This window comes from Frigoribacterium sp. MEB024, from assembly GCF_000878135.1.
Classification (GTDB): Bacteria; Actinomycetota; Actinomycetes; order Actinomycetales; family Microbacteriaceae; genus Frigoribacterium.
Window position 1 is genome coordinate 21778 of the sequence record NZ_JXQZ01000035.1, and the last position, 26043, is coordinate 47820.

The 26043-nt window shown below is 72.7% G+C and carries 26 protein-coding genes; 12 read left to right on the plus strand and 14 right to left on the minus strand.

Annotated elements, in window-relative coordinates:
- Positions 1-26: 26 nt before the first annotated feature.
- The 4 genes from SZ60_RS08455 to SZ60_RS08470 all read right to left on the minus strand — a co-directional run bounded on the left by SZ60_RS08455 (position 27) and on the right by SZ60_RS08470 (position 4309).
- Positions 27-1466 (minus strand): NtaA/DmoA family FMN-dependent monooxygenase, encoded by a 1440-nt coding sequence (locus tag SZ60_RS08455; RefSeq protein ID WP_231567090.1) that lies wholly within the window; start codon positions 1464-1466, stop codon positions 27-29.
- A 187-nt stretch (positions 1467-1653) separates the two neighbouring features.
- Entirely contained in the window at positions 1654-2289 is a 636-nt protein-coding gene (locus tag SZ60_RS08460) for a hypothetical protein (RefSeq protein WP_043595121.1), read from the minus strand.
- Between the two features lie 5 nt (positions 2290-2294).
- Positions 2295-3242: an aldo/keto reductase gene (locus SZ60_RS08465; RefSeq protein ID WP_043595122.1), complete on the minus strand. Its 948-nt coding sequence runs from the start codon at positions 3240-3242 to the stop codon at positions 2295-2297.
- Positions 3243-3334: 92 nt separating this feature from the next.
- Positions 3335-4309 (minus strand): D-isomer specific 2-hydroxyacid dehydrogenase family protein, encoded by a 975-nt coding sequence (locus SZ60_RS08470; protein WP_156155548.1) that lies wholly within the window; start codon positions 4307-4309, stop codon positions 3335-3337.
- Between the two features lie 558 nt (positions 4310-4867).
- Here SZ60_RS08470 and SZ60_RS08475 point away from each other — a divergent pair.
- Complete coding sequence (locus SZ60_RS08475) at positions 4868-5926, plus strand: magnesium and cobalt transport protein CorA (protein ID WP_043595123.1); 1059 nt, start codon at positions 4868-4870, stop codon at positions 5924-5926.
- A gap of 96 nt (positions 5927-6022) precedes the next feature.
- On the opposite strand, the gene SZ60_RS08480 is transcribed toward SZ60_RS08475, so the two are convergent.
- The 3 genes from SZ60_RS08480 to SZ60_RS08490 all read right to left on the minus strand — a co-directional run bounded on the left by SZ60_RS08480 (position 6023) and on the right by SZ60_RS08490 (position 7682).
- Complete coding sequence (locus SZ60_RS08480; protein ID WP_043595124.1) at positions 6023-6463, minus strand: OsmC family peroxiredoxin; 441 nt, start codon at positions 6461-6463, stop codon at positions 6023-6025.
- Between the two features lie 88 nt (positions 6464-6551).
- Positions 6552-7037 carry a MarR family winged helix-turn-helix transcriptional regulator gene (locus tag SZ60_RS08485; protein ID WP_043595125.1) on the minus strand — a complete coding sequence of 162 codons (486 nt, stop codon included), beginning with the start codon at positions 7035-7037 and terminating at the stop codon, positions 6552-6554.
- Between the two features lie 90 nt (positions 7038-7127).
- Positions 7128-7682 carry a CGNR zinc finger domain-containing protein gene (locus SZ60_RS08490; protein ID WP_171007356.1) on the minus strand — a complete coding sequence of 185 codons (555 nt, stop codon included), beginning with the start codon at positions 7680-7682 and terminating at the stop codon, positions 7128-7130.
- 92 nt (positions 7683-7774) lie between these two features.
- Here SZ60_RS08490 and SZ60_RS08495 point away from each other — a divergent pair, with 92 nt between their 5' ends.
- The 3 genes from SZ60_RS08495 (at position 7775) to SZ60_RS08505 (ending at position 11276) form a co-directional block, all read left to right on the plus strand.
- Positions 7775-8815: a DMT family transporter gene (locus SZ60_RS08495; RefSeq protein WP_082059989.1), complete on the plus strand. Its 1041-nt coding sequence runs from the start codon at positions 7775-7777 to the stop codon at positions 8813-8815.
- Positions 8815-9498, plus strand: coding sequence for a hypothetical protein (locus tag SZ60_RS08500; protein WP_043595126.1), 684 nt, complete (start codon positions 8815-8817; stop codon positions 9496-9498). The genes SZ60_RS08495 and SZ60_RS08500 overlap by 1 nt, the downstream gene beginning before the upstream one ends.
- Before the next feature lie 263 nt (positions 9499-9761).
- A complete protein-coding gene (locus tag SZ60_RS08505; RefSeq protein WP_043595127.1) occupies positions 9762-11276 on the plus strand; it encodes a serine hydrolase in 1515 nt (504 codons plus the stop codon).
- 32 nt (positions 11277-11308) lie between these two features.
- On the opposite strand, the gene SZ60_RS08510 is transcribed toward SZ60_RS08505, so the two are convergent.
- Complete coding sequence (locus SZ60_RS08510) at positions 11309-11878, minus strand: manganese efflux pump MntP family protein (RefSeq protein ID WP_043595128.1); 570 nt, start codon at positions 11876-11878, stop codon at positions 11309-11311.
- A gap of 221 nt (positions 11879-12099) precedes the next feature.
- Positions 12100-13029, minus strand: a complete 930-nt coding sequence (locus tag SZ60_RS08515) for an acetamidase/formamidase family protein (RefSeq protein WP_043595160.1) — start codon at positions 13027-13029, stop codon at positions 12100-12102.
- A 294-nt stretch (positions 13030-13323) separates the two neighbouring features.
- On the opposite strand from SZ60_RS08515, the gene SZ60_RS08520 reads away from it, so the two are divergent.
- The 3 genes from SZ60_RS08520 to SZ60_RS08530 all read left to right on the plus strand — a co-directional run bounded on the left by SZ60_RS08520 (position 13324) and on the right by SZ60_RS08530 (position 15928).
- On the plus strand, positions 13324-13965 hold the full coding sequence (locus SZ60_RS08520) for a TetR/AcrR family transcriptional regulator (protein ID WP_043595129.1): 642 nt from the start codon (positions 13324-13326) through the stop codon (positions 13963-13965).
- Between the two features lie 98 nt (positions 13966-14063).
- On the plus strand, positions 14064-14597 hold the full coding sequence (locus tag SZ60_RS08525; RefSeq protein WP_043595130.1) for a helix-turn-helix domain-containing protein: 534 nt from the start codon (positions 14064-14066) through the stop codon (positions 14595-14597).
- On the plus strand, positions 14594-15928 hold the full coding sequence (locus SZ60_RS08530; RefSeq protein WP_043595131.1) for an MFS transporter: 1335 nt from the start codon (positions 14594-14596) through the stop codon (positions 15926-15928). Before SZ60_RS08525 ends, SZ60_RS08530 begins: the two co-directional genes overlap by 4 nt.
- Here SZ60_RS08530 and SZ60_RS08535 read toward each other — a convergent pair.
- The 4 genes from SZ60_RS08535 to SZ60_RS08550 form a co-directional block, all read right to left on the minus strand.
- The gene (locus tag SZ60_RS08535) at positions 15915-17234 is read right to left on the minus strand and encodes a Y-family DNA polymerase (protein ID WP_043595132.1); all 1320 of its coding nucleotides are present in this window, start codon (positions 17232-17234) and stop codon (positions 15915-15917) included. The genes SZ60_RS08530 and SZ60_RS08535 overlap by 14 nt on opposite strands.
- Positions 17227-17658, minus strand: coding sequence for a LexA family transcriptional regulator (locus tag SZ60_RS08540; RefSeq protein WP_148076764.1), 432 nt, complete (start codon positions 17656-17658; stop codon positions 17227-17229). Before SZ60_RS08540 ends, SZ60_RS08535 begins: the two co-directional genes overlap by 8 nt.
- A gap of 711 nt (positions 17659-18369) precedes the next feature.
- The gene (locus SZ60_RS08545; protein WP_052505254.1) at positions 18370-19602 is read right to left on the minus strand and encodes a DUF2254 domain-containing protein; all 1233 of its coding nucleotides are present in this window, start codon (positions 19600-19602) and stop codon (positions 18370-18372) included.
- 63 nt (positions 19603-19665) lie between these two features.
- Complete coding sequence (locus tag SZ60_RS08550) at positions 19666-20268, minus strand: TetR/AcrR family transcriptional regulator (RefSeq protein ID WP_043595133.1); 603 nt, start codon at positions 20266-20268, stop codon at positions 19666-19668.
- A gap of 62 nt (positions 20269-20330) precedes the next feature.
- Between SZ60_RS08550 and SZ60_RS08555 the strand changes: the two genes are divergently transcribed.
- A complete protein-coding gene (locus SZ60_RS08555) occupies positions 20331-20981 on the plus strand; it encodes an NAD(P)-dependent oxidoreductase (protein ID WP_043595134.1) in 651 nt (216 codons plus the stop codon).
- A 4-nt stretch (positions 20982-20985) separates the two neighbouring features.
- Here SZ60_RS08555 and SZ60_RS08560 read toward each other — a convergent pair whose 3' ends face one another.
- A complete protein-coding gene (locus SZ60_RS08560; protein ID WP_043595135.1) occupies positions 20986-21582 on the minus strand; it encodes a TetR/AcrR family transcriptional regulator in 597 nt (198 codons plus the stop codon).
- Positions 21583-21632: 50 nt separating this feature from the next.
- On the opposite strand from SZ60_RS08560, the gene SZ60_RS08565 reads away from it, so the two are divergent.
- The 4 genes from SZ60_RS08565 (at position 21633) to SZ60_RS08580 (ending at position 26013) form a co-directional block, all read left to right on the plus strand.
- The gene (locus SZ60_RS08565) at positions 21633-22103 is read left to right on the plus strand and encodes a GNAT family N-acetyltransferase (protein ID WP_043595136.1); all 471 of its coding nucleotides are present in this window, start codon (positions 21633-21635) and stop codon (positions 22101-22103) included.
- Positions 22104-22339: 236 nt separating this feature from the next.
- Positions 22340-23350, plus strand: coding sequence for a helix-turn-helix domain-containing protein (locus tag SZ60_RS08570; protein ID WP_197073531.1), 1011 nt, complete (start codon positions 22340-22342; stop codon positions 23348-23350).
- A gap of 142 nt (positions 23351-23492) precedes the next feature.
- Entirely contained in the window at positions 23493-25040 is a 1548-nt protein-coding gene (locus tag SZ60_RS08575) for an MFS transporter (protein WP_369700701.1), read from the plus strand.
- On the plus strand, positions 25033-26013 hold the full coding sequence (locus tag SZ60_RS08580) for an alpha/beta hydrolase (RefSeq protein ID WP_043595137.1): 981 nt from the start codon (positions 25033-25035) through the stop codon (positions 26011-26013). Before SZ60_RS08575 ends, SZ60_RS08580 begins: the two co-directional genes overlap by 8 nt.
- Positions 26014-26043 lie beyond the last annotated feature (30 nt).

Sequence of the window (26043 nt, forward strand, 5' to 3'; positions counted from 1 at the left end):
ATCGGGCCGCGCCGCGCCTCCCGGGCTCAGCGGCGGTAGGCCGCCGCCGGATGTGTCCCGGGCAGCCGGGGCCCACCGCCGGTCAGCCGCTCGCGCAGCGTCTCGCCGGGCACGTACGCCTCGCGCAGTCGACCGCGTCGACGCAGCTCGGGCACGATCAGCTCGACGAAGTCGGTCAGCGTGTCGAACGAGTGGTACTGGCGCAGGTTGATGCCGTCGATCCCCTCGTCGTCGAGCCAGCGCTCGACGGCGTCCGCCACGACCGTCGGTGTACCGGCGACGAAGAACGTGCCGCCCCAGGCCTCGTCGACCGAGTCGATCAGCTGGCCCACCGTGATGTCGAGCGGCAGCGCGGCGGCTCCCGGGTGGTCGAGCCGACCCTCGGCCTCGAGCGCCTCGCGCACGGTGCGGTCGCGGGGGTGCGACGGGGCGTCGAACGGGATGCTGCGGTGGATCAGTTTGCCCTGCTCGCTGGCGAACGAGCGGTAGAGCGCGAGCTTCTCGGCGACGACCTCGTCGGTCTCGCCCGTGATGACGCCGGCCTGCACGATGAACGACACGTCGTCGGCGGAGCGCCCGGCCGCGACGGCCGCCTCGCGCGTGGCGGCGCCGACCGCCTTGACGGCGGGACCGCCGGTGAAGACGACCTCGGCGTTGCGGGCCGCCTGCTCGACGCCCTTCGGCGACGCGGTCGCGAGGAAGAGCACGGGCGTGCGCTGCGGCGACGGCTCGCTGAGGTGCGGACCGGCGACCCGGAAGTGCTCGCCGACGTGGTCGATCGCGTGCACCTTCGCGGGGTCGGTGTAGACGCCCGAGCCGGGTTCGAGGCCGTCGGCGGTGGGGTCGGCGACGACGGCGTCGTCCTCCCACGAGCCCTCCCACAACTTGTAGAGCACGTCGAGGTACTCGGCGGCGCGGGCGTAGCGCTCGGCCTTGGGGATCTCGGCGTCGAGGCCGAAGTTGCGCGCGGCGTTCGGCAGGTACGACGTGACGACGTTCCAGCCCACGCGTCCCTTCGTGAGGTGGTCGAGGGTCGACATGCGCCGCGCGAAGGCGAACGGCGGCTCGTAGCTCGTCGAGAACGTGATGCCGAAGCCGAGGTGCTCGGTCACGGCCGCCATCGCCGGCACGACCATCATCGGGTCGTTGTTCGGCGCCTGGATTCCCTCGAGCAGGGCCGGCGCCGGGCTGTCGCCGAAGACGTCGTAGGCACCCAGCACGTCGGCGATGAAGATCGCGTCGAAACCGCCGCGTTCGGCCAGGCGGGCCAGCTCGAGCCAGTACGCCAGGTCTTTGTACTCGCTGCGATGGTTGTGCGGCAGCCTCCAGAGGCCGTGCGTGATGTGCCCGACGCAGTTCATCTCGAAGAGGTTGAGGATCAGCTTCTTCTTGGTGGTGGGGGCGTCGACGGCGACGGACGAGACGGTGGCGGACGGGTCGGGCGCGGGGGTGTCTGCGGTGCTCACGCGTCCTACTGTGCCGCACCGCGCCTCCTCGTCCACCGGGCGGTGACGCCGTGTTGCACGACGGGAAGGCCGGGCGGCACCCGTCGCCCCGCGTTTCGTGCACGACACCGCGACGAGACGAGGTGCGGTGCACGGAACGCGGTGCGGTGCAGTGCGGTGCGGTGCAGTTCGGGGACGGTGCGGCGGGTCAGCGCTCGCGGATCGTGGTCGTCACGTCGACGAGGCTGGGGTCGGCGGGCGCCGAGCCGAAGCCGAACCGCACGGGCGGGTCGAGCGGGGCCAGCACCCCGAGCGCACGACCGTCGAGACGGGCGTCGACCGCGACGATGCGCCGGGCCAGCGTCACGCCGTAGTACTCGCGACGGCCGCCGCCGGCCGTGCCCGCCGTGCGGGCACCCCGCACGATCAGCCGGGCCACCGGATCGATCAGCGTGAGCCAGCCGGGCCGGGTCGCGAACGCCCGGGGCACGAGCCGCAGCAGCCACCCGAGCGGCGACACGGGGCCGATCTCGAGCGACAGGTCGAGCACGTCGCCGCCCGCGTCGTCCGGGCCCGCCGAGACCCGCAGCGTCCGGTCGACGCCGCGCCACGAGACGGGTTGCACCCGCACCTCGTCGAACGTGTAGGTCGACGAGACGTAGTCGGCGACGGCCTGCGACGGTGCCAGCAAGGTGCGGTGACCGTCGGCGTCCTCGACCATGACGTCGACGAAGCGACCGAGCGGCGAACGGTTCCACAGCCCGACGACGACGCGCGTCCCGGACTCGGTGCCGAAGCCGGCGATGCGTCCGTGGAACCGCTGGTCGGGGGGCACGCTGCTCATCGTCGCTACTCGGCCACCCGGGCCGAGACGGTCTCGAGGGCGGCGAGCTCGTCGGCGCTGAGGGCGACGCTCGCGCTGGCCAGCAACGCGGGCAGCTGCTCGAGGGTGCGGGCGCTGGCGATGGGGGCGACGACGCGGGGCTGGGCCTGCAGCCAGGCGAGGGCGATCGTGGCGATCTCGACCTGGTGGGCACTCGCGATGTCACGCAGGGCGGCCACGACGTCGAGCCCCTCGTCGCTGAAGTAGCCCTCGACGTTGCCACTGCGGGCCCCGGCGATGTCGTCGCGGGTCTGGTACTTGCCGGTGAGGAAGCCCGCGGCGAGCGAGAAGTACGGCGTGACGCCGAGCTGGTTCGTGGCGGCGAGCGGAGCCAGGTCGCGCTCGTATGCCTTCCGGGTCACGAGGTTGTAGTGCGGCTGCAGGGCGACCGGGGCCGCGAACCCCTCACGGCGCGCGATCTCCACCCACTCGGTGATTCGCTCGGGCGAGAAGTTCGAGATGCCGACGTGCCGCACCTTGCCGGCCTTCTGCAGGGCGTCGAAGGCGCCGAGGGTCTCGACGAGGTCGTCGCCGGTGTCGAAGTGCGCCCAGTACAGGTCGATGTGGTCCGTCTGCAGACGGGTGAGCGAGGCGTCGGCGGCGGCCGCGACGTTGGCGGCACCGAGCCCGGAGAACTCGGGGTGCTGGCTGACCTTCGTGCCGAGGACGATCCGGTCACGACGCGAGGCGCCGCCCTGGGCGAGCCAGGTGCCGATGACCGTCTCGGACTCACCGCCCGAGTTGCCGTCGGCCCAGGCCGAGTACACGTCGGCCGTGTCGACGAAGTTGCCGCCGCCGGCGACGAAGGCGTCGAGCACCGAGTGCGACTCGGCCTCGTCGCTCGTCCAGCCGAAGGTGTTGCCGCCGAGGGCGAGGGGGAAGACGTCGAGGTCGGATGTTCCGATGAGGGGCATGCGGGGGTTCCTTTCGCGAACGTCGCGTCGGGTCGGCGCGGCGACTACCCAGGTCTAACGCGTCGGGGTCGGGTTCGTTCCCAGGTGGACGATCAGTAGCCCTGCTCGACGTCGACGACGCCCTCGGGGTCACCGCCGTCGGCCAGCGCCCGGATGTTCGCCTCGACCCGGGCCTGGAAGAGCGGCTCGGTCATCGCGTTCGTGTTGGCCTGGTGCGGGGTGAGCAGGGCACGGGGTTCGGCCCACAGCGGGTGACCGTCGGGCAGCGGCTCGGGGTCGACGACGTCGAGGCCCGCCGCCCCGATCCGCCCCTCGGCGAGCGCCGCGACGAGGGCGTCGGTGTCGACGAGCGGACCGCGGGCGATGTTGACGAGCACGGCCGTGTCCTTCATGGCGGCGAACTCGTCGGCTCCGAGCAGGCTGCGGGTGCCGCCGGTGAGCGCCGCGGCGACGACGACGACGTCGCTCGTCGGCAGCACCTCGGCCAGGCGGTCGACCGTGATGGTGCGGGCCGCGCCCGGGACGTCCTCGTCGGTACGGCGCACCATCGTCACCTCGACGTCGAACGGCTGCAGCAGGCGCAGCAGCTCGGTCCCGATGCCGCCGGCGCCGACGATGGTGACGCTCGCCCCGTTCAGCGAGATGCCCCGCTGCTCGCGTTCCCACGAGGAGGCGCGGGCCCTGATCTGCAGGGAGCGCAGGGTCGCCAGCGTCAGCGCCAGGGCGTGCTCGGCCACGGGTGCGCTGTAGGCCCCCTTGGCGCTGGTGAAGACGAGACCGTCCCGGGCGGTGGCCTGCATGGTCTCGACGTAGGCGTCGACGCCCGCGCTCGGCAGCTGCACGATGCGGACGCCGGGGTGCTGCTCGATCGCGGATCGCAACTCGCCCTGGTCGATGCGGCCGCCGACGACGATCATCTCGGTCTCGTCGCCGAGCTCGACCAGGCGGGCGTCGGTCGCGTCCACCGCCCGCTTCGCGGGCGCGACGCCCCACGTGTCGCCCGACGACCCCTCGGAGTCGGCGGTGGCGGAGGCGGCGGGGAGGACGGTGACGGCGACGGTGCTCATCCGTCCACCGTATCGATCAGGTCACGAAAGCGACTCAGGCTCGTGTCTTCGTCGGACCGGTGGCAGAGTGACGCCGTCTGCCGGTCGCGAAACCCGATCGTGGACGCGGGAGGCACGGGTCAACGGCGACACGCGCCTCCTTCCCTCCGACCTCGCCCGGCGACGGTCGACCGCCCCTGCGGGCAGGGGTACGCTGTCCCACGGCCCAGGCGGGCCCACGGCCCCACCGGGCCCGGCGGCAGCACGACGGAAGGCAGGTGAGCGGCGATGGCTGGTGACAGTACTGGCGCCCCGCGGCATCGCTCCGTGATCGCGCCGTCCGCCCCGCTCGTCTGAGCTGCGGGCCCGACCGACCACGAGCGATGCCCACGGGCACCGACGTCTCCTGTCGACGCACGTCGTCGACGACCCGACACCCCGGTGTCGTCTCGTCGCCCGTGTGCGTCGCCCCGGCCCCCACCGCACACCCGTCGTCCGCACGGCTGTCGTGACCACCACCGGTACGACATCGTCCCTCGACGGACGGTCGTCGCACCCCGAACGGCAGGAGCGCAGACCATGGCACTCATCGACAACGGCATCTACGTCGCGGGGCACCGCACCGACAGCCCGGCGAACCTCGACGAGACGTTCGAGTTGCTGCACGAGCACCAGGGCATGGCCTGGATCGGCCTGTACCGCGCCGACCCCGACGAGGTGCGCGCCATCGCCCAGGAGTTCGAGCTTCACCCGCTCGCCGTCGAGGACGCGCTCAAGGGGCACCAGCGCGCGAAGCTCGAGCGCTTCGGCGAGACCCTCTTCGTCGTGCTGCGCTCGGCCCGCTACCTCGACGCCGAGGAGACGGTCGAGTTCGGCGAGGTGCACGTGTTCGTCGGCCCGGGCTTCGTCATCACGATCCGGCACGCCGAGAACCCCGACCTCGGCCGGGTGCGCCGCCGCCTCGAGTCGAACCCCGAGCTGCTCGCGCTCGGTCCCGAGGCCGTGCTCTACGCCGTGCTCGACCAGGTGGTCGACGGCTACGGCCCGGTCGTCGCCGGCATCGAGAAGGACATCGACGAGATCGAGGACGAGCTCTTCGGCGGCGACCCCGAGGTCTCCCGACGCATCTACGAGCTGCTGCGCGAGGTCATCAGCTTCCAGCGCGCGACGAGCCCACTGCGCGGCATGCTCGAGAACCTGCTGCGCGGGTCGGACAAGTACGGCGTCGACGTCGAACTGCAGCGCTCGCTGCGCGACGTGCTCGACCACGTGCTGCGCATCGGCGAGCGCGCCGACACCTTCCGCGCGCTGCTCGAGAACGCACTGACGGTGCACTCGACGCTCGTCACCCAGGCGCAGAACGACGAGATGCGTCGTCTGTCCGAGGCCGGGCTCGCCCAGAACGAGGAGACCCGGCGACTGTCCGAGGTCGGCCTGCAGCAGAACGACGAGGTCAAGAAGATCTCGGGCTGGGCGGCCATCCTGTTCGCCCCGACCCTGGTCGGCGGCGTCTACGGCATGAACTTCGACCACATGCCCGAACTGCACTGGCAGTTCGGCTACCCGATGGCGGTCGCGGCCATGGTCGCGGTCGGCGCGAGCATCTGGGGAGTCTTCAAGTGGAAGAAGTGGCTCTGACGCGGTCGGGCCGGTGACGCGGAGAACGCAGGAGGCGCGGGTCGGGTGACCTGCGCCTCCTGCGTTCTCGAGGCGGTGCGGTGCTGCGGTCGGGGCCTAGGCCTCGAGCGCGGCGTCGAGCGTGATCTCGACGCCGGTGAGGGCCTTCGAGACGGGGCACGTCTCTTTGGCGTTCTGGGCGGCCTCGAGGAAGCCGGCCTCGTCGATGCCGGAGACCTCGCCGCGGACGGTGAGGGCGATGCCGGTGAGCTTGAAGCCGCCGGCCGAGTCCGGGCCGAGCGAGACGTCGGCCTTGACGTCGAGCGCCTCGACGGTGCCGCCGGCCTGGCCGAGGACGGCCGAGAACTGCATGGCGTAGCAGGCCGAGTGGGCGGCGGCGAGCAGCTCTTCGGGGCTGGTCGCGCCGTTGGCGTCGTCGGCCGCACGCTTGGGGAACGAGACGTCGTAGGTGCCGAGCTTGGAGCTCGACAGTTCGACCTGGCCTTCGCCGGTCTCGAGGCTGCCGTTCCAGGCGGTGCGTGAGGTGCGAGTGGGCATGTGGTGCCTTCTTTCGTGGAGGGGGCCGACGTCGGGGTCGGCTCCGGGTGGGGTGTTCGGGGGTGTTCTGGTCGGTCGGTGAGGCGGGTCAGAGGTGCTGGTCGGTGAGGGCGGCCGTGTTCGCCCGGACGGCGGCGGCGAGCGCGGCGATGTCGGCTCGCAGCGTCTGCAGGTCGGTCAGCTCGAGACCGGTGGCGCCGCAGATCTGGTCGGCGAAGCCGGCGGCCTGCTCGCGGAGCGCGACCCCGGCGTCGGTCAGGGCGACGTCGACGGTGCGCTCGTCGGCGGCCGAGCGCGTGCGCGTGACCAGGCCGTGGGCCTCGAGCCGCTTGAGCAGGGGCGACAACGTGCCCGACTCGAGCTGCAGCTGGTGGCCGAGCTCGGAGACGGTCGTCGGGCCGCCCTGCCAGAGGACCAGCAGCACGAGGTACTGCGGGTAGGTGAGGCCGAGCGGGGCGAGCAGGTCGCGGTACCGCGCCGTGACGGCACGCGAGGCGTTGTAGAGCGCGAAGCAGATCTGCTCGTCGAGCACGGGCGCCGGGCCCGGAGTCGTCGTCTCGGCTGCTGTCGTCATGTCGGCGACTGTAGCACGTCGTGCGCGATTTGGTTGTGCACAATCGAATGGCACCGAGCGAGACGCGGGGCGGGCGGCGACGAACCCGCCTCAGTCGACGTCGGCCCGGCGCTCGCGGAAGGCGATCATGTTGACGCGGTTGCCGCAGCGGACGCTGCAGAACCGCTTCGAGCCGTTGCGCGACAGGTCGACGAAGACGCCGTCGCAGTCGTCCGCCGCACAGGCTCGCAGCCGGCCGGTCTCGTCGGTGCGGATCACGTCGACCAGGGCGAGCGCGGACTCGACTCGGATGCGGTCGGCGAGGGGCGCGTCGTCGCTCGTCGCGTGCAGGTGCCAGTCGAGGGCGTCGTGTCGCACGAGCCGGGGCGACGAGACGCTGTCGGCCAGCATGCGGTTGACCTCGGCGGCGAGCAGATCGCGCTCGAGCGTCCAGATGCGTCGCAGTTCGGCCCGGACGCCCTGCACCGAGGCCAGTTCCGCGTCGTCCCGGTCGAAGCGGCCCGAGAAGGCGAACGAGTCGAGCAGGTCCTTCAGCTCGGCGCGGCTCGAGAGCTCGTCGTCACCGGACCGACTCGCGCCGGCGCCGGTGTTGACCAGGGCGACGTTGAACTCGAGGACGTCTTCGGTGTCAGGGGCAAAATGCAAGTTGACTCCTTGTGAGAGGCGGTCATACGCTCGCGACAGAAGCGGCGCGTCACCACCCATTGTGCACGACGGCCCTGACAGAAGGAGTCCCCGTGAGCACCGGTGCGACCACGACCCCGCCCGCGACGACGCCCCTCGCCGACGGGCGCCCCGCCTCGACCACCGCAGGCCTGCTCGTCGCGCTGCTCGCCGCGGCCTCGTTCGGCTTCTCGGGGCCCTTCGTCAAGCCGCTGCTCGAGTCGGGGTGGAGCCCCGTGGCGGCCGTCACCGTCCGCGCCCTGATCGGCGGGGTGGTCCTCGCACCCGTCGCCCTGGTCGCCCTCCGCGGTCGGCTCGGCCCGATCTGGCGGGCCCGCCGGCGCGTGCTCGGCATGGCCGTGATCGGCGTCGCCGGCACGCAGGTCTTCTACTTCGCGGCGGTGGTGCGCATCCCGGTCGGGACCGCGATCCTCGTCGAGTACCTCGCCCCGCTGCTGCTCGTCGGAGTGGCCTGGGCGACCACGCGGCGTGTGCCGCAGGTCGTGGTGCTCGTGGGCTCCGCGATCGCCTTCGCGGGCCTCCTGCTGGTCGTCGCCCCGAGTGGCGGCGTGGCGCTCGACCCCGTCGGGCTCGCCCTGGCCGGGGCGGCCATGGTCTGCTGTGCGGCTTACTTCGTGATCGCCGCCCGACCGAGCGGCGACCTGCCCCCGGTCGCGCTGGCGGCGTCGGGCCTGCTCGTCGGCGCCGGACTGCTCGGCCTGCTCGGCCTGACCGGTCTGGTGCCGTTCACGACCTCCGCGGCCGACGTGCCCCTGTTCGACGCGATCGTGCCGTGGTGGGTGCCGATGCTCGTGGTCGGCGTCGTCGCCACGGCGGTCGCCTACGCCACGAGCATCACGGCCAGCAGCATGCTCGGCTCGCGCCTGGCGTCGTTCGTCGGCCTGCTCGAGGTCGCGGCCGCCGCGCTCTACGCCTGGCTGCTGCTCGGCGAGGCCCTCACTACGCTGCAACTCGGCGGCGGCCTGCTGATCGTCGTCGGCATCGGCTTCGTGCGGGCCGAGCGCACCCGCGAGGCCGAGGTCGTGGCCGACGCGGTGGCCGAGACGCCCCTCGCCGACGCGGTGGCCGAGGGCCGGGGTGCGACCATGAGGTGATGGACCCCGTCGAGAACGCCAGCTTGCACGACCTCCCCCGCCCGGACACGGCCTCCGAGATCGCGGCGACGTTCGGTCGCCCCGTGTACACGTTCGTCGAGCAGCCCCGCCTGGACCTCACGCAGCCCAGCACGATCGCGCACGACGACGTGCTGGACACCGTTGCCCTGAACTACGTGTTCGTCGCCGACCCGTCCGACCCCGGTGCCCCGTCCAACCTGGTCGAGAACGTCGCCGAGATCGACCATCACCTGGCGAACGCGGTGGACGCCGGACAGCCCGAGTGGTTCCTGGCCGGACTGCGGGCGTTCCGGTACCCGATGCTGTGGGAGGCGGTGGCCACCACGGTCGTACCCGACGAACCGGAACGGTCGGGCGGACGCGATCCCGTGGCGGAGCATCTCGCTCGGCACGTGAACCACGTGCTGATCAACACGGCCGAGGGGCGGAGCACCCGACCCGACGGCGCCGTGCCCGTGGTGGACGCCCCCGTGACCGTCCGGCATGCGCAGCCGGGAGCGGTGCTCGTCGTCGACGGGGTCGAACACGACGCCGTGCTGATCGACACCGATCCCGACCTGGTCGGCTGGGGCACCGAGGTCGACGGCTCGATCGTGCTCGTGGTGCTGCCGCGGGACCTCGTGCCGCTGGTCGACCTGCGGTTGGCGTCCCTCGCGACCTGACCCGCGCCTCCTCGGCTTCCCTCCCCCACCGCCACCTGCGGGCGCTCGACGACGACAGGGCGTCGGGTTCGACCTAGCCGGGAGGCGCTCTGGCGGGCCGAACCCGACCTGCCAGAGCCCGAACGTCGTACCGAACCCGACAGAACCCGTGCGACACGCCGCTCACGACCGTCCATGACCAGGCTCGCGCCGGCAGTCGTCGCGAATTGCACACGGGGGCTGGGCGAGGCCGAGCGAACCGGGGGCGGGCATAGGGTCGGGGGGTGACTCCGACGACGCTGCCGCGCAACACGCCCTCCGCCCAGAACGTCGACGCGGCGGGCATCGCCGCGTTCGTCGACGCCCTCGAGACCACCGCCGGCGTCGAGCCGCACAGCATCATGCTGCTGCGCCACGGGCAGGTCGTCGCCGAGGGCTGGTGGGCTCCGTACTCGGCCGACCGCGCCCACCTCCTCTACTCGCTCAGCAAGAGCTTCACCTCGTCCGCGGTCGGGTTCGCCGTCGCCGAGGGGCTGATGGGGCTCGACGACACCGTGCTCGGCCACTTCCCCGAACTCGACGACGAGGTCACCGACCCGCGCAGCCGCTCGATGCTCGTGCGCCACGTGCTCGCGATGGCCAGCGGGCACCGTGCCGAGACCCTCGACCGGGCGCTCGCCGTCGACCCGGTCGACGTCGTCCGGGGCTTCCTGCTCACGCCGCCCGACGACGAGCCCGGCACCGTCTTCGCCTACAACCAGCCCTGCACCTTCGCCGCCGGCGCGATCGTGCAACGCGTCACGGGCCAGTCGCTGAGCGAGTACCTGCGCCCGCGCCTGCTCGACCCGCTCGGCATCGGCGAGGTCGGGTGGCAGCGTGACGCGTCCGGCCGTGAGCTCGGCTTCAGCGGGTTGCACGCCACCACCCACGCGATCGCCGCCCTCGGTCAGCTGTACCTGCAGCAGGGCGAGTGGGACGGCGTGCAGCTGCTGCCGCGCGAGTGGGTCGCCGAGGCCACGCGCTCGCACGTCTCGAACGCGGGCGAGTCGAACCCCGACTGGGCCCAGGGCTACGGCTTCCAGTTCTGGATGGCCCGCCACGGCTACCGCGGCGACGGCGCCTACGGGCAGTTCTCCGTCGTGTTGCCCGAGCACGACGTCGTGCTCGCCCTGACCGGCCAGTCGCTCGACATGCAGGCCGTGCTCGACGCCGCGTGGACGCACCTGCTGCCCGCGTTCGGCACGGACACGATCCGCGTCGGTGACGCCGCGGCAGACGACTCGCTGGCGGCCCGCCTCGCCGACCTGACGCTGCCCGGGGTGGCCGGTCCGACCGAGCACGACGCCGCACCGGTCCGACCGGCGGACGAGGAGGCACGGGTCGGCGACCGGCACTCCCCCGGCACCGAGCGCCTCGTCTCGTTCACCGCGGCCGAGGGCAACGACCAGCCCGGCCTCACCCTCGTCGAACTGCGCGCCTCGGCCGACGCCGCGACCACGCTCACCCTCGTCGAGGGCGACTCCCGCCTCGTGGCCCGCGTCGAGGCCGAGGACTGGGTCGTCACCGACGGCTTCGGCACCGACCCCGGCACCGGCTCCGGCACCGGTTCCGTCGCGGCTCCGGTCGCCGCGAGCGCCACCCGGTCGGCCGACCTGCTGCACGTCGACCTCGTCTTCGTCGAGACGCCGCACCGCCTGCACCTCACGCTCGACGAGGCGGACGCGACCTTCACGGCCCTGTGGGAGACCCAGCCGCTGCACGCGCCCGCGCTGACGCAGCTGCGCATGCCGCGCGGCTGACGCAGCGGGGCACGCCGAGCGCAGCGCGGGGATCAGCCGAGGACGCCCGTGTGCTCGAGCACGATGTTCACGCCGATCAGGATCAGGATCACGCCACCGGCGATCTCGGCCGGCTTGCCGAACCTCGCACCCACCCGGCGCCCGACGAGCACGCCGACGAAGGTCAGCACGGCGGTCGTCACGCCGATCAGCAGGATCGCCCAGCCGATCGACACCGGCAGGAACGCCAGGGTCACGCCGACCGCGAGGGCGTCGATGCTCGTGGCGATCGCGAGCACGGCGAGTTCGCGGAGGTTCAGCCGGTCGGTGTCCTTCTCGTCGTCCTCGCCCGACGAGAACGCCTCGTAGAGCATCTTGCCGCCGATCAGGGCGAGCAGGCCGAAGGCGACCCAGTGGTCGAACGGCGCGATGTACTGCGCGAAGGTCGAGCCGAGCAGCCAGCCCAGCAGCGGCATCAGCGCCTGGAAGGCACCGAAGGTGAGGGCGATGACGACCGCGTGGCGCGCGTTGAAGCGCGTCATGTGCAGGCCCTTGCCGAGGGCGACGGCGAAGGCGTCCGCGGAGACGCCGAGCGCGATGAGGAAGAGGGCCCAGAACGACATGGGGGCAGCGCCTTTCGAGACGGTCGGGTGGAGACGCCGGTGTCTCGGAACCTGACGATCCTGGCATGCCGAGCGCGCCTCCTCGACCGAAAAAGTGCTGATCAGAGGTATTCGGCACGCCGAATTCGGGGTGTTGGCAAACCGTCGCGCGGGGCGCTGCGAGCCGAACGGCGACCACCGGACGCCGACCCGCGGTCGACGGTCAGGAGGCGCGGCGCCGCTCAGGCGGGGACGAGCACGTCCCGAGGCAGCACGGCGTGCACGCCCCAGGTCCGGTTGGCGACCTGGGTGACGCGCAGGTCGACGACCGTGCTCGCGAAGGCCAGTGCCGTGGCGGCGTCGACGCCGTAGAGCTGCTGCATCCAGATCACCATCGCGGCGAGCGCGTCCCCGCTGGCGACGTTGAGGTCGGCGTCGAAGCCGAAGGTGATGCGGGCTTCGGGGGTCTCGGCGTGGATCGTCGTGAGCGGGCGGTCCGTCGCCAGGCCGACCCGCGCCTCCGTCGTCATGCCGGTCTCGATCGCGGTGCCACCGACCTCGCCGTCGCCCTGGGCCGCGTGCCCGTCGCCGAGGTAGAGCAGGGCGTCGTCGACCGCCACCGGCAACCAGAGGGTCGTGCCCGCGACGAGGTCACGGCAGTCGATGTTGCCGCCCACGGAGGTGCGGGGCGGGATGGTCGAGTGTTCTCCGGCCTCGGCGGGGGCGAGTCCCATGACGCCGAGGAAGGGCGCGATCGGTCGACGCAGGCCCCTGCTCTCGGTGGCGGTGCCCGCCTCGTGGTCGATGCTCCAGAGCAGCCAGGCGGCTTCGGCGTCGACCAGGCCGAGGTGGCGGGTGATCGGGGTGTCGGCGGCCGCGGCGACCGTGAATCCCCAGTCGTCGGGGGTGAGCGAGAGCAGGTCGAGCTGGAGCATGTCGCCCGGACGGGCTCCGCGGACGGCGATCGGACCGGTCAGGGCGTGACCCCGCCGCGTCGGGAAGAGGTACGGCGTGACCTCGCCGGGCACGGTCTGCGGCTCGAGGTGACCCGAGGCGTCGAGCGAGCGCACGACGACGGTGTCACCGGGGTCGATCGTCAGCACGGGGGCGTGGTCGCGCGAGAAGACCTCGTGGGCGGTGTCGGTGCTGGGGTCGAGGCGGTGGGTCGTCATCGTCCGAGCGTAGGCCGCGACGCCGACACCCACGCTCCGCCGGACGTGCCGCGCCCAGGGGCCCTCGGTACGATGGACCCCTGTTCCGCCCAGACCCCGCCCCACCTGCTCACAGAGAGACCGACGCCCCCATGGTCCTGTTCTTCCACGTCCTCATCATCGCCATCTCGGTCGTCGGCGCCGGCCTGATCTCGGCCGCGCTCGTGGGCCTCGCCACCTCGAAGTAACCACCGCCGGTACCGCCCGAACGGGGTCTGGACGACCCGACCCCGGGGATGGTCGGATGAGGCAGTGATGGAAACACCCGACGCCCCGCACGACACCGTCCGCCCGAGCCACGACACCGAGACCCGGGTCCGCATCGTGAGGGCCGTCGTCACGGCGTTCCGTACGCGGGCCTTCCACGAGACCACGTACGCCGTCGTCGCCGAGATCGCCGACCTGCCGGTCGACACGGTCGAGCGCCACTTCCCCCGGTGGGACGGCCTCGTCATGGCCGCGGTCGACCGTTGGAACGCCGAGCGCATGGAGCCGGTGATCCCCCTCCTGCAGAGCCACGGCACCGTGCGGTTCCTCCGGGGCATCGTGGAGCAGAACGTCCTCGACCCCTCTCTCATGCGCCTCCTCACGTCGCTGCTGAACGTGGCGGCGACACCGGGCCATCCGATGGCCCCGACCCTGCAGCACGAATGGCAGAAGTTCCACGCTCTCGTCCTGCGAGGCCTCACCCAGGACGTCGCCGTCGGTCGTGAACCGGCGACGATGCAACCGGATCGCGGGGCCGAGCAACTCATCGCCCTCTACGAGGGCCTGCAGATGCAGTCCATGGTCCGGCCGCGCATGGACCTCCTGGCCTCGTACGACCGGGCGGTCACGCGCCTCCGGGCCGGATGGTCGCAGTCCTACGCCGAGCAGGTCTGGGACCTCGACCGCTAGCCCCTGCTCGCGCAGGCTCGCGACCTCCGCAGGGAGTGCGGAGCCGACCCCCAAAGACCCGTTTGACGGTCGGCCCGGGTGGCCTGCACCATGGCCACATGTCCGCACTCGACGAACTCCGCGCCACGGCCCACCCGATCCGTCTGCGCCTCCTGTCGCTCCTCACCGGCGTCGCGATGAGCGCCGCCGAGGCCGGTCGCGAGCTCGGGCTGTCGCAGGCCACCGCGAGCTACCACCTGCGCGTGCTCGAGCGCGTGGGTCTCGTCGAGGTCGTCGAGCTCGTCACCATCCGCGGCGGCGAGGCCAAGCGCTACCGGCACCTGTCGTCGGCGCAGCCGTTCCCCGTCGTCCCGCCCACCGCCGACGGGACCGACGCCGACACCGACGCCGAGCGCGCCCGCTACGTCGACGCACTGGCCGACGAGCTGCGCCGCCGCTCCCCCCGGCGGGCGGACGGTCCCCAGATCTCGACCGACGCCGAGCTCTGGGTCGACGCCGAGACCTGGCAGCGGGTCGTGCGCCACGTGGGTCACGCCTCCGCCCTCCTGCACGCGGCCGCGCAGCGCCCCCGGACACCGGGCACGAACCCGGTGTCGATGACGGCCGCGCTGTTCCCGATGAGGCGACCGTGACCGGGGACGCAGGAGGCGCCTCCTCGGTCACCCGGGCACCTCGCGACCACCGCGGCCCCCTCGCTCACGGCACGTTCCGCTGGCTGCTCGCGGCGCGCACGACGGGCGTGCTCGGCAACGCCGTCGCCCCGATCGCGCTCGCGTTCGCCGTGCTCGACCTGACCGGGTCGGCGGCGGACCTCGGACTCGTGGTGGCCGCCCGATCGATCGCCAACGTCGCGGTGCTGCTCTTCGGAGGCGTGATCGCCGACCGGCTGCGGCGCGACGTCGTGCTCGTCGGGACGTCGCTGGCCGCGGCCGGGACGCAGGCCGTGGTCGCGACGCTCGTCATCACGGGGTCGGCGACGATCCCGCTGCTCGTCGTGTTGGGCGTGCTGAACGGGGCGGTCGCCGCGGTGAGCCTGCCCGCGGCGGCGGCTCTCGTGGCCGAGACGGTGCCCGACGCCCTGCTGCGGCCCGCCAACGCGCTGCTGCGCCTCGGCCTGAACGGAGGCAGCGTCGTCGGGGCCTCGGCCGGGGCGGGCATCGTGGCGGTGGTCGGGCCGGGGTGGGGTCTGGTGATCGACGCCGCGGGGTTCGCGCTCGCGGGCGTGCTGTACTCGCGGCTGCGCCTGCCCGCCCGGCCGGGAACCCCGGCGACCGGCGCGGCAGACACGGGCTCGGGCACGGGCACGGGCACGGGCTCGGGCTCGTCGGTGCTCGCCGACCTGCGCGACGGGTGGCAGGAGTTCACCCGGCGCTCGTGGGTCTGGATCGTGGTGGCGCAGTTCGCGGTGCTGAACGCCGCGTTCGTGGGGGCGACGACGGTGCTCGGGCCCGTCGTGGCGGACGGGTCGTTCGGGCGGGCGGCCTGGGGACTCGTCGTCGCGGCCCAGACCGTCGGCCTCGGCCTCGGGGCCGTCGTCGCCCTGCGCTGGCGACCCCGGCACGGCCTCGCCGTGGGCGTGGGGCTGATGGCCGTGACGGCGATGCCGGTGGCGATGCTCGGGCTGGCGCCGGCGGTGCCCACGCTGGTGGTGGCGTTCCTGCTGGGCGGCGTCGCCCTCGAGATCTTCGCCATCTCGTGGGACCAGTCGTTGCAGGGCAACGTTCCCCGCGCCTCCCTGGCCCGGGTCTACTCGTACGACATGGTCGGCTCGTTCGTGGCCGTGCCGCTCGGCGAGGTGTTCGCCGGGCCGGCGGCACACCATTTCGGCACGCGACCGACGCTGCTCGTCTGTGCCGCGATCATCGTCACGGCGACCCTGGCGGCCGTGGCGACGCCTGGTGTCCGCCGACTGACGACCGAGGTGACGACCGGAGCCACGACCGACCGGGCTATCGGGCCGTGACGGTCGCGAGTTCGTCCCAATGGGTGGTCGCGCGCGGCGAGACCATGTCGCGCTTCATCGACCACCCGCGGCGGTGCCGGAGACCCGCGATGCCGAGCCCCAGGGTGTCTTCGCCGAACTTGCCGGCGATCCGGTCGATGACGGCCCCGTAGGCGGGCGGTGCCGCGTCGGCCTGTCCGAAGACGTCGAGGCTCGCGTGTTCGTCGCGCGGGGTGAGCTCCATCAGGGTGACGCCGGCTCGGACGTAACGCTTGCCGGGTTCGAGCTGCGGGCCGAGGGCGGCGATGGCCGAGCGGTACAACAGGGCGGCGTCGTCGGTCGGCTCGGGGAACGCCACCGACACCGAATGGTTCGTGTGGGCGGCGCTGTCGGAGAACGGCGAGGTCGCGGTGAAGCACCGCATCATGCGCGTCAACGAGCCCTGCTGTCGCAACCGGGCCGCCGCGCGCTGCGTGTACACCGACAGCACCTCTTCGAGTTCGGTGACGGTCGTGATGGGCACTGCGAACGAGCGCGAGTGGTGGATCTGCTCGCGCTCGGGCTGCACCTGCTCGATCGGCAGGCAGTCGACGCCGCGCAGCTCGTGCACCACCCGGGCCTGCACGACGCCGAAGCGCGAGCGGATGCGGGCCGCGTCGGCGTCGCGGAGGTCGGCCGCGGTGTGGATGCCGAGCGGCGCGAGCTTCTTCGCCGTACGTCGGCCGATGCCCCAGACGTCGCCGACGTCGACGCTCGCGAGGATGGCGGTCTGCTGCTCGGGGGCGTAGCTGCCCAGGTGGCACACACCGGCAAGGGCGGCGTTCTGCTTGGAGCCGCGGTTGGCCAACTTGGCCAGGGTCTTGGTCGGCGCGATGCCGATGCTGACCGGCAGACCGATAAGTTTGCGCAGGGCCCGGCGGATCTCGCGGGCCTGCGCGATCGTGTCGTCGAGCGAACCCGTCAACTCGATGAACGACTCGTCGATCGAGTACACCTCTTGGTCGCTGGTGTACCGGCTGAGGATCTCGGCCGACCGCGCCGACATGTCGCCGTAGAGCTCGTAGTTGCTCGACACCGCGACCACGCCCTGCATCGCCGCGATCGGCGCGATGCTGTGCCACGGTGCGGCCATGTCGACGTTCAGCGCCTTCGCCTCTTGCGAGCGCGCGATGACGCAGCCGTCGTTGTTCGACAGCACGACCACCGGTCGGCCCTCGAGGGCCGGGTTGAACACGCGCTCGCACGACACGTAGAAGTTGTTGGCGTCGACGATGGCGACGCTGCGCTCGGACGTGGCGGACCTGGAGGTCGTGACGGACTCAGACACGGTGCAGGCACCTCGTCACGACGCCCCAGATCGTCGCCTCGTCGAGCTCGGACAGCACGATCTCTGGGTAGGCCGGGTTCTCGGGGCTGAGCACCATCTGCCCCTGCCGGTACGAGAGGCGCTTGACCGTCAGCTCGGCGTTGACGACGGCGACGACCACGTGCCCGTCGTGCGCGTCGAGGCCCCGGTCGACGACGAGCTCGTCACCGTCGAAGATGCCGGCGCCGGTCATGCTGTCGCCGCTGACGCGGACCAGGAACGTCGCGGTCGGGTCGCGCATCAGGTGCCGGTTGAGGTCGACCGGCCCGTTGTAGTACCCCTGTGCCGGCGAGGGGAATCCGGCGTGGACGGCTTCGGCGGCTTGCTGCGGCAGCAGGTGGTCGGGACGTTCGTCGCCGCCGACGGGACCGATGACGGCGGTCACCGTGCGCCCTCGCGCCCGGCCCGAGGGTCGTCGAAGAGGCGCGCGCCGGTTCGCGCGGTCGGCTGCCGGTGGTCTCTCATCACGCCTCCCACCGAGGACGTTACGACAGACCATCGACACCGCGCCCCTCTCCGCTCCGGGAAGGCCGCCCCGCCGCCCGACCGCCCGCCCCGCCGCGTGGTCGGCAACTCCTGCTTCGTGCGGAGTCGTTCCGCGGCGCCCCTGAGCTTCCGGGCCCGGGGGTTCGCGAGGCGGCACCGGTCCGGAGTTGCCGACGGGTACCGTGGCGATGCGCCGTCACGACCGGACCGATCCGATTCGACGCGCACCCCCGGCACGCCACCCCGCCACCCCGCCCTGCGCGTGGCCTCCCGATGCGGGCAATTCCTGCCTCCGGGTGCAGCGACCGGCACGGGCCCCGGGTTTCCGGGCCCGGCATCCGGCGCTGCGGCACCAGCCCGGAGTTGCCGACACGAACGCACGGCACCCACGAACTCGGGGCCGGGGCCGAGCTAGGGGTCGAGACCGGGGTCGAGCCCGGGGTCGGGGCCGGCGTCGAGGCAGAGGTCGAGGCCGGGGCCGGGGCCGGGGCCGGGGGCGACGTCGCGCGCGGCACGTTCCCGGCGCGACGTGCACCTCGGCGATGCCGGACCCTGCCCCTCGATCCACCCGGCTGCCTGCCGACGCGTGCGGTCGGCGGCGGCGGACGCCTCAGCCGGCGAGGGCGTCCCGCAGGGCGGTCTCGTGATCGACCAGTCGACCGGCGCGGGCCGACGACGCCACCTCGTCGAGCCGCTCGGCGAGGTGCAGCGCCGCTGCCAGCACGGCCGGTTGGTCGAGGGCGTAGGTGCGGACGGTGTGGAAGAGCGAGTCGACGAGCGCGTCCACCGTCGGCCACGTGACGAGGACGACCGGCTCACCCCGGTCGTCCAGCAGGGCCGTGAAGGGCTCGCCCCGACGCCAGAGCGGCACGAGCACCCCGGCCGACATGTCGAGCGCACTCACCGCGGTGTACGGGTCGTTGCTCCCCGAGGCGAGACCGCGCACGGCGATCTCGACGAGTTGTTGCAGGGCGAACCCGACGTCCTGGTGAGGGGTCCGGGCGGGTCCCAGGGTGGCCGCCCGTCGCAGCTCACGGACCGTGTCGGACCCCGGGGAGGCGCTGGTCACCACGAGCGGGTCCCCCACGATCACGTACCGGTCGGGCATCGCCACGACCTCGACGACGAGGCCTTCGCGCACGGCGACGCGGCGGAGCGCCTCCCACGCGACGGTCTGCACGTAGCCGTCGGCGTGTGCCCGGACGACGGCCGCGTCGGCCGGGAGCGGACCGTCCGCCGAGGACCCCACCCGCGCCTCCTGACTGACGTCGTCGGCCGGGCTCGTGGGGTAGACGACGTCGGTCACGGCCCGGAGGTCGTCGAGCACGCGCGCCTGCAACGAGGTGATCTGCACCGAGCCGGCGATGTGGTGGATGAAGAAGACCAGCACCCCGACGTCGAACACGCTGAGCAGGACCGCGACGTGGACGGCGATCACCGGGACGAAGGCGCTGGTGTCGTCGACCTCGGTGTGGACGGTGCGCGTCACGACGATGCAGTAGAGGAAGGTCGAGGTGAAGGTCGCCAGCACGAACTGGTTGGCACGGTCGGCCATGAAGTGGCGGACGAGTCGCGGGCCGTAGGTCGACGACGTCGTGGCGAGCACCGAGATCGTGATCGAGAACGACGTCCCGGCCACGGTCAGCATGGACGTCCCGATGCCCGACAGCAACGACCGTCCCCCGGAGGCGCTGAGGGCACCCAGCAGCGGCAGCCCCTCGGTCACCGTCGTCGGCAGGGACCGGTCGACCGTCACCAGCACCTCGGCGAGGACGACGGCGACGAGCCCGAACACGGCGGGCAGGAACCAGAACGACTCCCGCACGCGGGTCGACGACAGCATGCCGCCGAGCGTAGACGGTGCCTCCCGCCGGGCACCGCCCGAGGAAGAGGACTCCCCCGCCGATCAGCGGGCCGTGACCACGCGCCGTCCAAGGTCGGAGTCGAGCATCGTGTCCATGGCCGTGCCCACCAGGCGGTCCCCGAGGGGTCGTTCGACGCGGCCCGAGGCGACGAGCGCCGCGATCCCCTGCATCGTCGCCGCGAAGAGCATCTTGAAGTGGTCGCGCGACTCGTCGCCGGACGCCTCGGACTCCGCCGGCCCCAGGGCTCCGTCGAGCACGGCGAAGAGGGTGCCGGCCGCCTCGTGCACGGCCTCGGGCTTCGTCGTGACCTTGGCCTGGAACATCAGCTCCATGAGCGCGGCGTCGTCGACGGCGAAGTCGACGTAGGCGCGGGCGACGCGGTGCAGGCGTTCCGTCCGACCTCCCCCGCCGTCGAGTGCGCGCCGGATCGCGGTGGTGAGCCGCTCGAACCCGGCTCCGGCGAGCGCGTCGAGCAGCGCCTGACGGTCGACGAAGTGGCTCCGGGGGGCACCGTGACTGACCCCGGCCCGACGGGCGAGGTCGCGGAGCGAGAGGCCGTCGACACCGGACTCGCGCACGACCTCGATCGCCTCGTCCAGCAGCACCGCGCGGAGGTTCCCGTGGTGGAAGGGCCGCTGCGTCATGCCTCGATCCTAATCCCCGACTAGTCATTGACTAGATACTAGACACCGCCTAGATTAAATCCATGACCACTCCACGAACCCTCCTCGTGCTCGGCGCCACGGGCCAGACCGGGCAACACTTCACGCGACTGGCCCTCGACGCCGGGCATCGGCTCCGCGCCCTCGCGCGGACGCCCGGCAAGCTCGCGATCGAGCACGACGACCTCGAGGTCGTCCAGGGCTCCCTCGACGACGACCTCGACCTCGACGCCCTGCTCGACGGCGTCGACGCCGTCGTGATGATGCTCGGGGACGCGGCCGCCCAGCGCGATCGGCAGGTGAACACGATCTTCGTCCGATCGCTCGTCCCCGCCATGCGCCGCAGCGGCACGCGACGACTCCTCTACCAGGCCGGAGGCCTGAGCGCGGCACCGGGCAGGCCCCTCGCGCCGGCGTTGCGGATCGTCCGCCGCACGATCGCCCGCGGGTACATCGGGCAGCACGAGGACAACGAGGCCGTCATGCGCTACCTCGACGAGGACGCCCGCGACGTCGAGTGGATGGTCCACCGGGCGGGCATCGGCTCCGACGGCCCCTCCAAGGGAGAGCTGCACCGCTCGTCCTCCATCATCAGCATCGGGACGTTCGTCGACTGCGCGACCTACAATCTGCGCATTCTCTCGGACGATTCGGCCGTCCACACCTCCGACGGCAGCCGGTACCGACGACGCTGACCGGTCATCGCGGCGGGCTCGACGGCAGGGCGGCGGCGAGGACGAACTCGAGCGCCTGCAGCTGACGCGCCGTGGTCCATCGGCCGGGGTCGCCCGCCGCGAGGCTCGAGACCCCTTCCACGGCCGCGACGAGGGCCGCCGCCCGGGTGGCCGCCTCGTCTCGGACCCCGGGATCACCGGCCTCGAGCAACCGGGTCAGACGATCGGCGAACGCGCGACTGTTGCGCGCATGCCGCTCGGCCAGGACGGGATCGTCGAGCGCCGCCGCCAGGAAGCCGACCCACACGCGGGCCTCGGCGAGACGCTCGTCGTCGGTCGGCAGGGTGCCCAGGACGACGGCACGTACGGCGGCGATCGCGTCGCCGGCATCGCGCTCGAGCGCGTCCGAGCGCTCGCGGGTGCGCTCGTGGAGCACGTCTCGAGCGTGGAGCAGCAGGGCCTGCTTGTCCCGGAAGGTGTGCAGGACGAGGCCCGTCGTGCAACCCGCCCGTTCGGCGACCGCGCGGAGGGTGAGTCCCGTCGGCCCCCGCTCGGCGAGGGTCGTGAACACGGCGTCCGAGAGGCGCCTCCGGGTGTCGGTCACATCTCGCGTCCTGCTCATCCCGACATCGTAACGTCTGTTACCGTAACGGTCGTCACGAAAGGACCCCCATGAGCTGGACGATCACCCGGACCCCCTTCGACCACCCCGACGCCGGCGGACTCCGCCGCGCGCAACGGGTCGAACTCGACGCCCGGTACGGCAGCGACGACCACGAGCCCGGCACGCCGCCGTCGGCGGCCGACGTCCCCGTGTTCCTCGTCGCCCGCGCGGACGACGGCCGGCCGATCGCCTGCGGTGGGCTGCGCCCCCTGGCCGACACGGTGCTCGGCCCGGCCACGGTCGAGGTCAAACGCATGTACGTCTCGCCCGAGGCGAGAGGGTCGGGGGTGGCGACCGCCGTCCTCCGAGCCCTCGAGGACGCCGCTCGCGACCTGGGCACCCGCTGCATCGTGCTCGAGACGGGCATCCTCCAGCCGGACGCCATCCGCTTCTACGAACGGGAGGGCTACGAGAGCATCCCGCCCTTCGGCTCGTACGTCGGATCGGCCGAGTCGGTCTGCTTCGCCCGCGACGTCTGAGCCGTGGCCGCGGCACCCCGTCGACCCGCCGGCGGCCTCCCGGCCCGCGACGGGACGCCGCCCCCGGGGCGGGACACGTCTTCTGGGGTAGGGACAGCTGCCGGTGGATGCGGCATCGTGTCCGTCAGACCTCCCGTCGGCGATTCGTGACGAAACCTGCTCGACCCTCGTCCCCATTGCTGAGGCCACGTCCCACCAACGTGCGCCCCGGACGAGAGGAGGACCAGGAGATCACCATGCCCAGCACCTACATGCCCGCGACCGGACCGGCGCCCGACGAGCGCGCGCCCGACGAGCGCGCACCCGACGAGTTCCGACGGGACGCCTGGTCGAGCGACGACATCGAGGAGGCGCGCGACAGTCTGCAGACGGTCCTCGCCGGCCGGGACTTCCGTGCTCGCGTCGGCGCGGAGCCGTTCGCGTTCCGCTTCGCCTCCGCCGGTGACGCCCGTCTGGCGCTGCAGACCGGCACCTTCACCGGTCACCTGCAGGGCACGATCCCGTGGTCCCGGGACTACGTCGTGTCCTGGTTCCAGCAGGGCTCCGTGACCATCGACCACCCCACCGGTCAACTCACCAGCGTGGGCACCCGGCCGTTCCTGACCCCGACCGAGACGTCCTTCTCCTTCGTCATGAGCCCCCACCGGCACGGCATCGTCCAGATCGACGGCGCCTTCTTCGAGGAGGTCGCCACCGAACGCCACGCCGGGCCGGCGCAACGGATCGTCTTCGACTACGCCGCCGTCCCGAGCGACGTCGCCCTCGCCGCCTGGCAGCGCACCCTCGGCACGGCCACCCCGACGATCGTCGACCCGCGGACCCCTCCCCTCGCCCGACACAGTGCCCAGACGGCGATCGTCAGGACGCTGCTGGACGTGTTTCCCTGGCGAGCGGTCGACGTCCCCGACACCCTGCGCACCGAACGGACGAAACGCCTGCGACTGGCCGCCGAGTACGTGCACGCCTACGCCGACCAGGCGATCTCGTCGGCGGACATCGCCACGGCCGCCGGCATGCACACCCGGACCCTGCAGCAACTGATGAACGAGCACCTGGGTTCCAGTCCGTCGAAGTACCTCAGACACGTCCGCCTCGACCGGGTGCGCCAGGACCTCGTCGCGGGCGACCCGGGGACGACCCTCGTCTCGGAGGTCGCCGGCCGCTGGGGCTTCGGGAACATGGGCCGGTTCTCGGCTGCGTACCTGGCCCGCTTCGGCGAGCACCCGAAGGACACCCTCGCGCGCTGAGCGGACGACGGCCAGGGTTCCGTCGTCGCCTCCGGTCCGTGTATTGTCTCCCTCACTGAGGTAAAAGGCGTCGCGATCCGCGACGCACCCGCACGCGGCATCGGACGATCCGCCACTTCTTCCCTCGAAGGAGTGCGCCCTCGTGTCGCCCAGCCCCCACCTCATCCGCCGCGCCGGTCTGCGTACCGGCGACGCGCCTCCTCGCCTCTCGGACGCCTGGATCGCCCTCGCCGGGTTGTCCGCGGTGTTCCTGTTCGAGATGCTCGACAACTCGGTGCTGAACGTCGCGCTGCCGACGATCGGCCGCGAGCTGGACGCGTCGACGACGGGCCTGCAGTGGGTGTCCGCTGCCTACTCGGTCGCCTTCGGCGGGCTCATGCTGCTGTTCGGCGCCGTCGCCGACCGCGTCGGCCGCCGCCGCGTGATGCTGACGGGCCTCGTCCTGCTGGCCGCGGCGAGCCTCGCCACCGCGGCGGTCACGACGACCGGAGAACTCGTCGCCGTCCGCGTGCTCATGGGGGCCGCCGCCGCGATGACCACACCGGGGTCGATGGCGCTGGCGTTCCGCCTCTTCGACGACGAGCGCCTGCGCGTCCGGGCGCTGACCGTCATCTCGACCGCGGGCCTCGTCGGCCTCGCCGTCGGACCGACGCTCGGCGGGTTCGTGCTGGCGGTCGCACCGTGGCAGGTGCTGCTGCTCGCCGACGCGCCGATCGCCGTGCTGGCCCTGGTCGGCATCCGGTCGGGCATCGCCCGGGACGACCCCGCAGGGCTCCGACGCGACCCGGTCGACGTCGTCGGGGCGCTTCTCGGCACGGTGACCGTGTCCGCGGCCCTCGTGACGCCGACCGTCCTCGTGGAGTCGGGTGGCGCCTCCGGGTGGGGGTGGCTCGGCGTCGCCGTGACCGTCGTCGGCGCCGTCGGGTTCGTGGCCCGGGAGCGGTCGGCCCGACACCCGGTGGTCGATCTCCCGCTGCTCGCCCGTCCGCTGGTGTCGAGCGGCCTGGCGTTCAAGGCGGCGTCGGGCCTCGCCGTCGCCGGGCTCTCGTACCTGGTGACGCTGCAACTGCAGTTCGCCTGGGGCTGGCCTCCGGCCCTCGCCGCCGTGGGCACGCTTCCGCAGGTCGTCGTGCTGCTCGCCGGCGGCCGACTCGTCGGGCCGTTCGTCCGGCGGGTGGGCCTGGGCCGCGCGGCGGGGATCAGCGCGGCGGCCGTCGTCGCGGGTCTCGCGGTCTTCGGCGCCCTGAGTCGCCACGGGTACGTCTGGGTGCTCGTCGCGCTCGTGCTGGTCGCGGCGGGGATGCGCGTGGTCGGGGTCGTCGCGGGCGCCTCGGTGCTCACCGGCCTGCCCACCGACCGCACCTCGGTCGGCGCCGCCCTCGTCGACACGTCGAGCGAGCTCGCGAGCGGTGCCGCCGTCACGGCGGCCGGGACGGTCGTCGCCGTCCTCGTCGACGGCAGCATCACCACGACCACCTGGACGGCCGCGCGTCTGGCCACGTTCCAGGACGCGCTGACGGTCGCGGGCCTCGGACTCTGCGTCGTGGCCGCCGCGCTCGTCGTGCTCGGGATGCTCCGGGCCCGGGCCGACGACGGCGGTGCCGACCGCGGCCGTACGGAACCCCCTCCCACACACCTCTCGACCCCTGCCCGTTCGACCACCCCCACCGAGGAGACCACCCGTGCCTGACACCACCACCCTGCCCCGCCCGCCGTTCGACCCCGAGTTCGTCCCCTTCCTGGAGGCGATGGACGCCCGCGGCCGCTTCCGTCTCGAGACCGAGATGCTGCCGCGGATGCGACAGCTCGAGATGACGGAGGCGCAGCTCGACGAAGGACTGCACGCCCGCGGTCTCGAGAGGCGCAGCATCACCGTCCCCGGGCACCTCGGCGCCCCGATCGCCCTCGCGGTCGTCCAGCGGATCGGCCGCACCGGGACGGCGGCCTGCGCCTACGCGATCCACGGGGGCGGCATGATGTTCGGCCACCACCTCGGCAACCTCGACTCGTACGACGACTGGCTGCTCGTGCACGACGTCGTCCTCGTCAGCCCCGACTACCGTCTCGCCCCGGAGCACCCCGACCCGTACCCGGTCGAGGACTGCTACGCCGGCCTGGCCTGGGTCGCCGAGCACGTCGACGAGCTCGGCGTCGACCCCGCGCGGATCGTCCTCGTCGGCCAGAGCGCCGGAGCCGGACTCGCCGCGGGCACGGCGCTCCTCGCCCGGGACCGACAGGGTCCGGCCGTCGCCGGCCAGGTGCTCGTCAGCCCCATGCTCGACGACCGCGACGCGACCCTCTCCGCCCGGCAGTTCGACGGGGTGGGCGTCGCCGACCGGGAGATGACCCGGTTCGGCTGGGACGCCTACCTCGGCGACCGTCGCGGCAGCGACGACGTGTCGATCCACGCGGCCCCCGGCCGCGCGACCGACCTGGCCGGTCTGCCGCCGGCGTACGTCGACTGCGGCAGCGCCGAGGTGTTCCGTGACGAGGCCGTCGCCTACGCCGGCGCGCTCTGGGCGGCCGGCGTGCAGGCCGAACTACACGTGTGGCCGGGGGCCTTCCACGGCTCGGCCAGCATGCTGCCGCAGGCGACCCTCTCGCGACGGGCCGTCGCGGCCCTGCGGGACTGGACCGGGCGCCTCCTCGGCTCTGCCGCCTGACCGAGGCCCAGGCCCAGGCCCGAGCCTGGG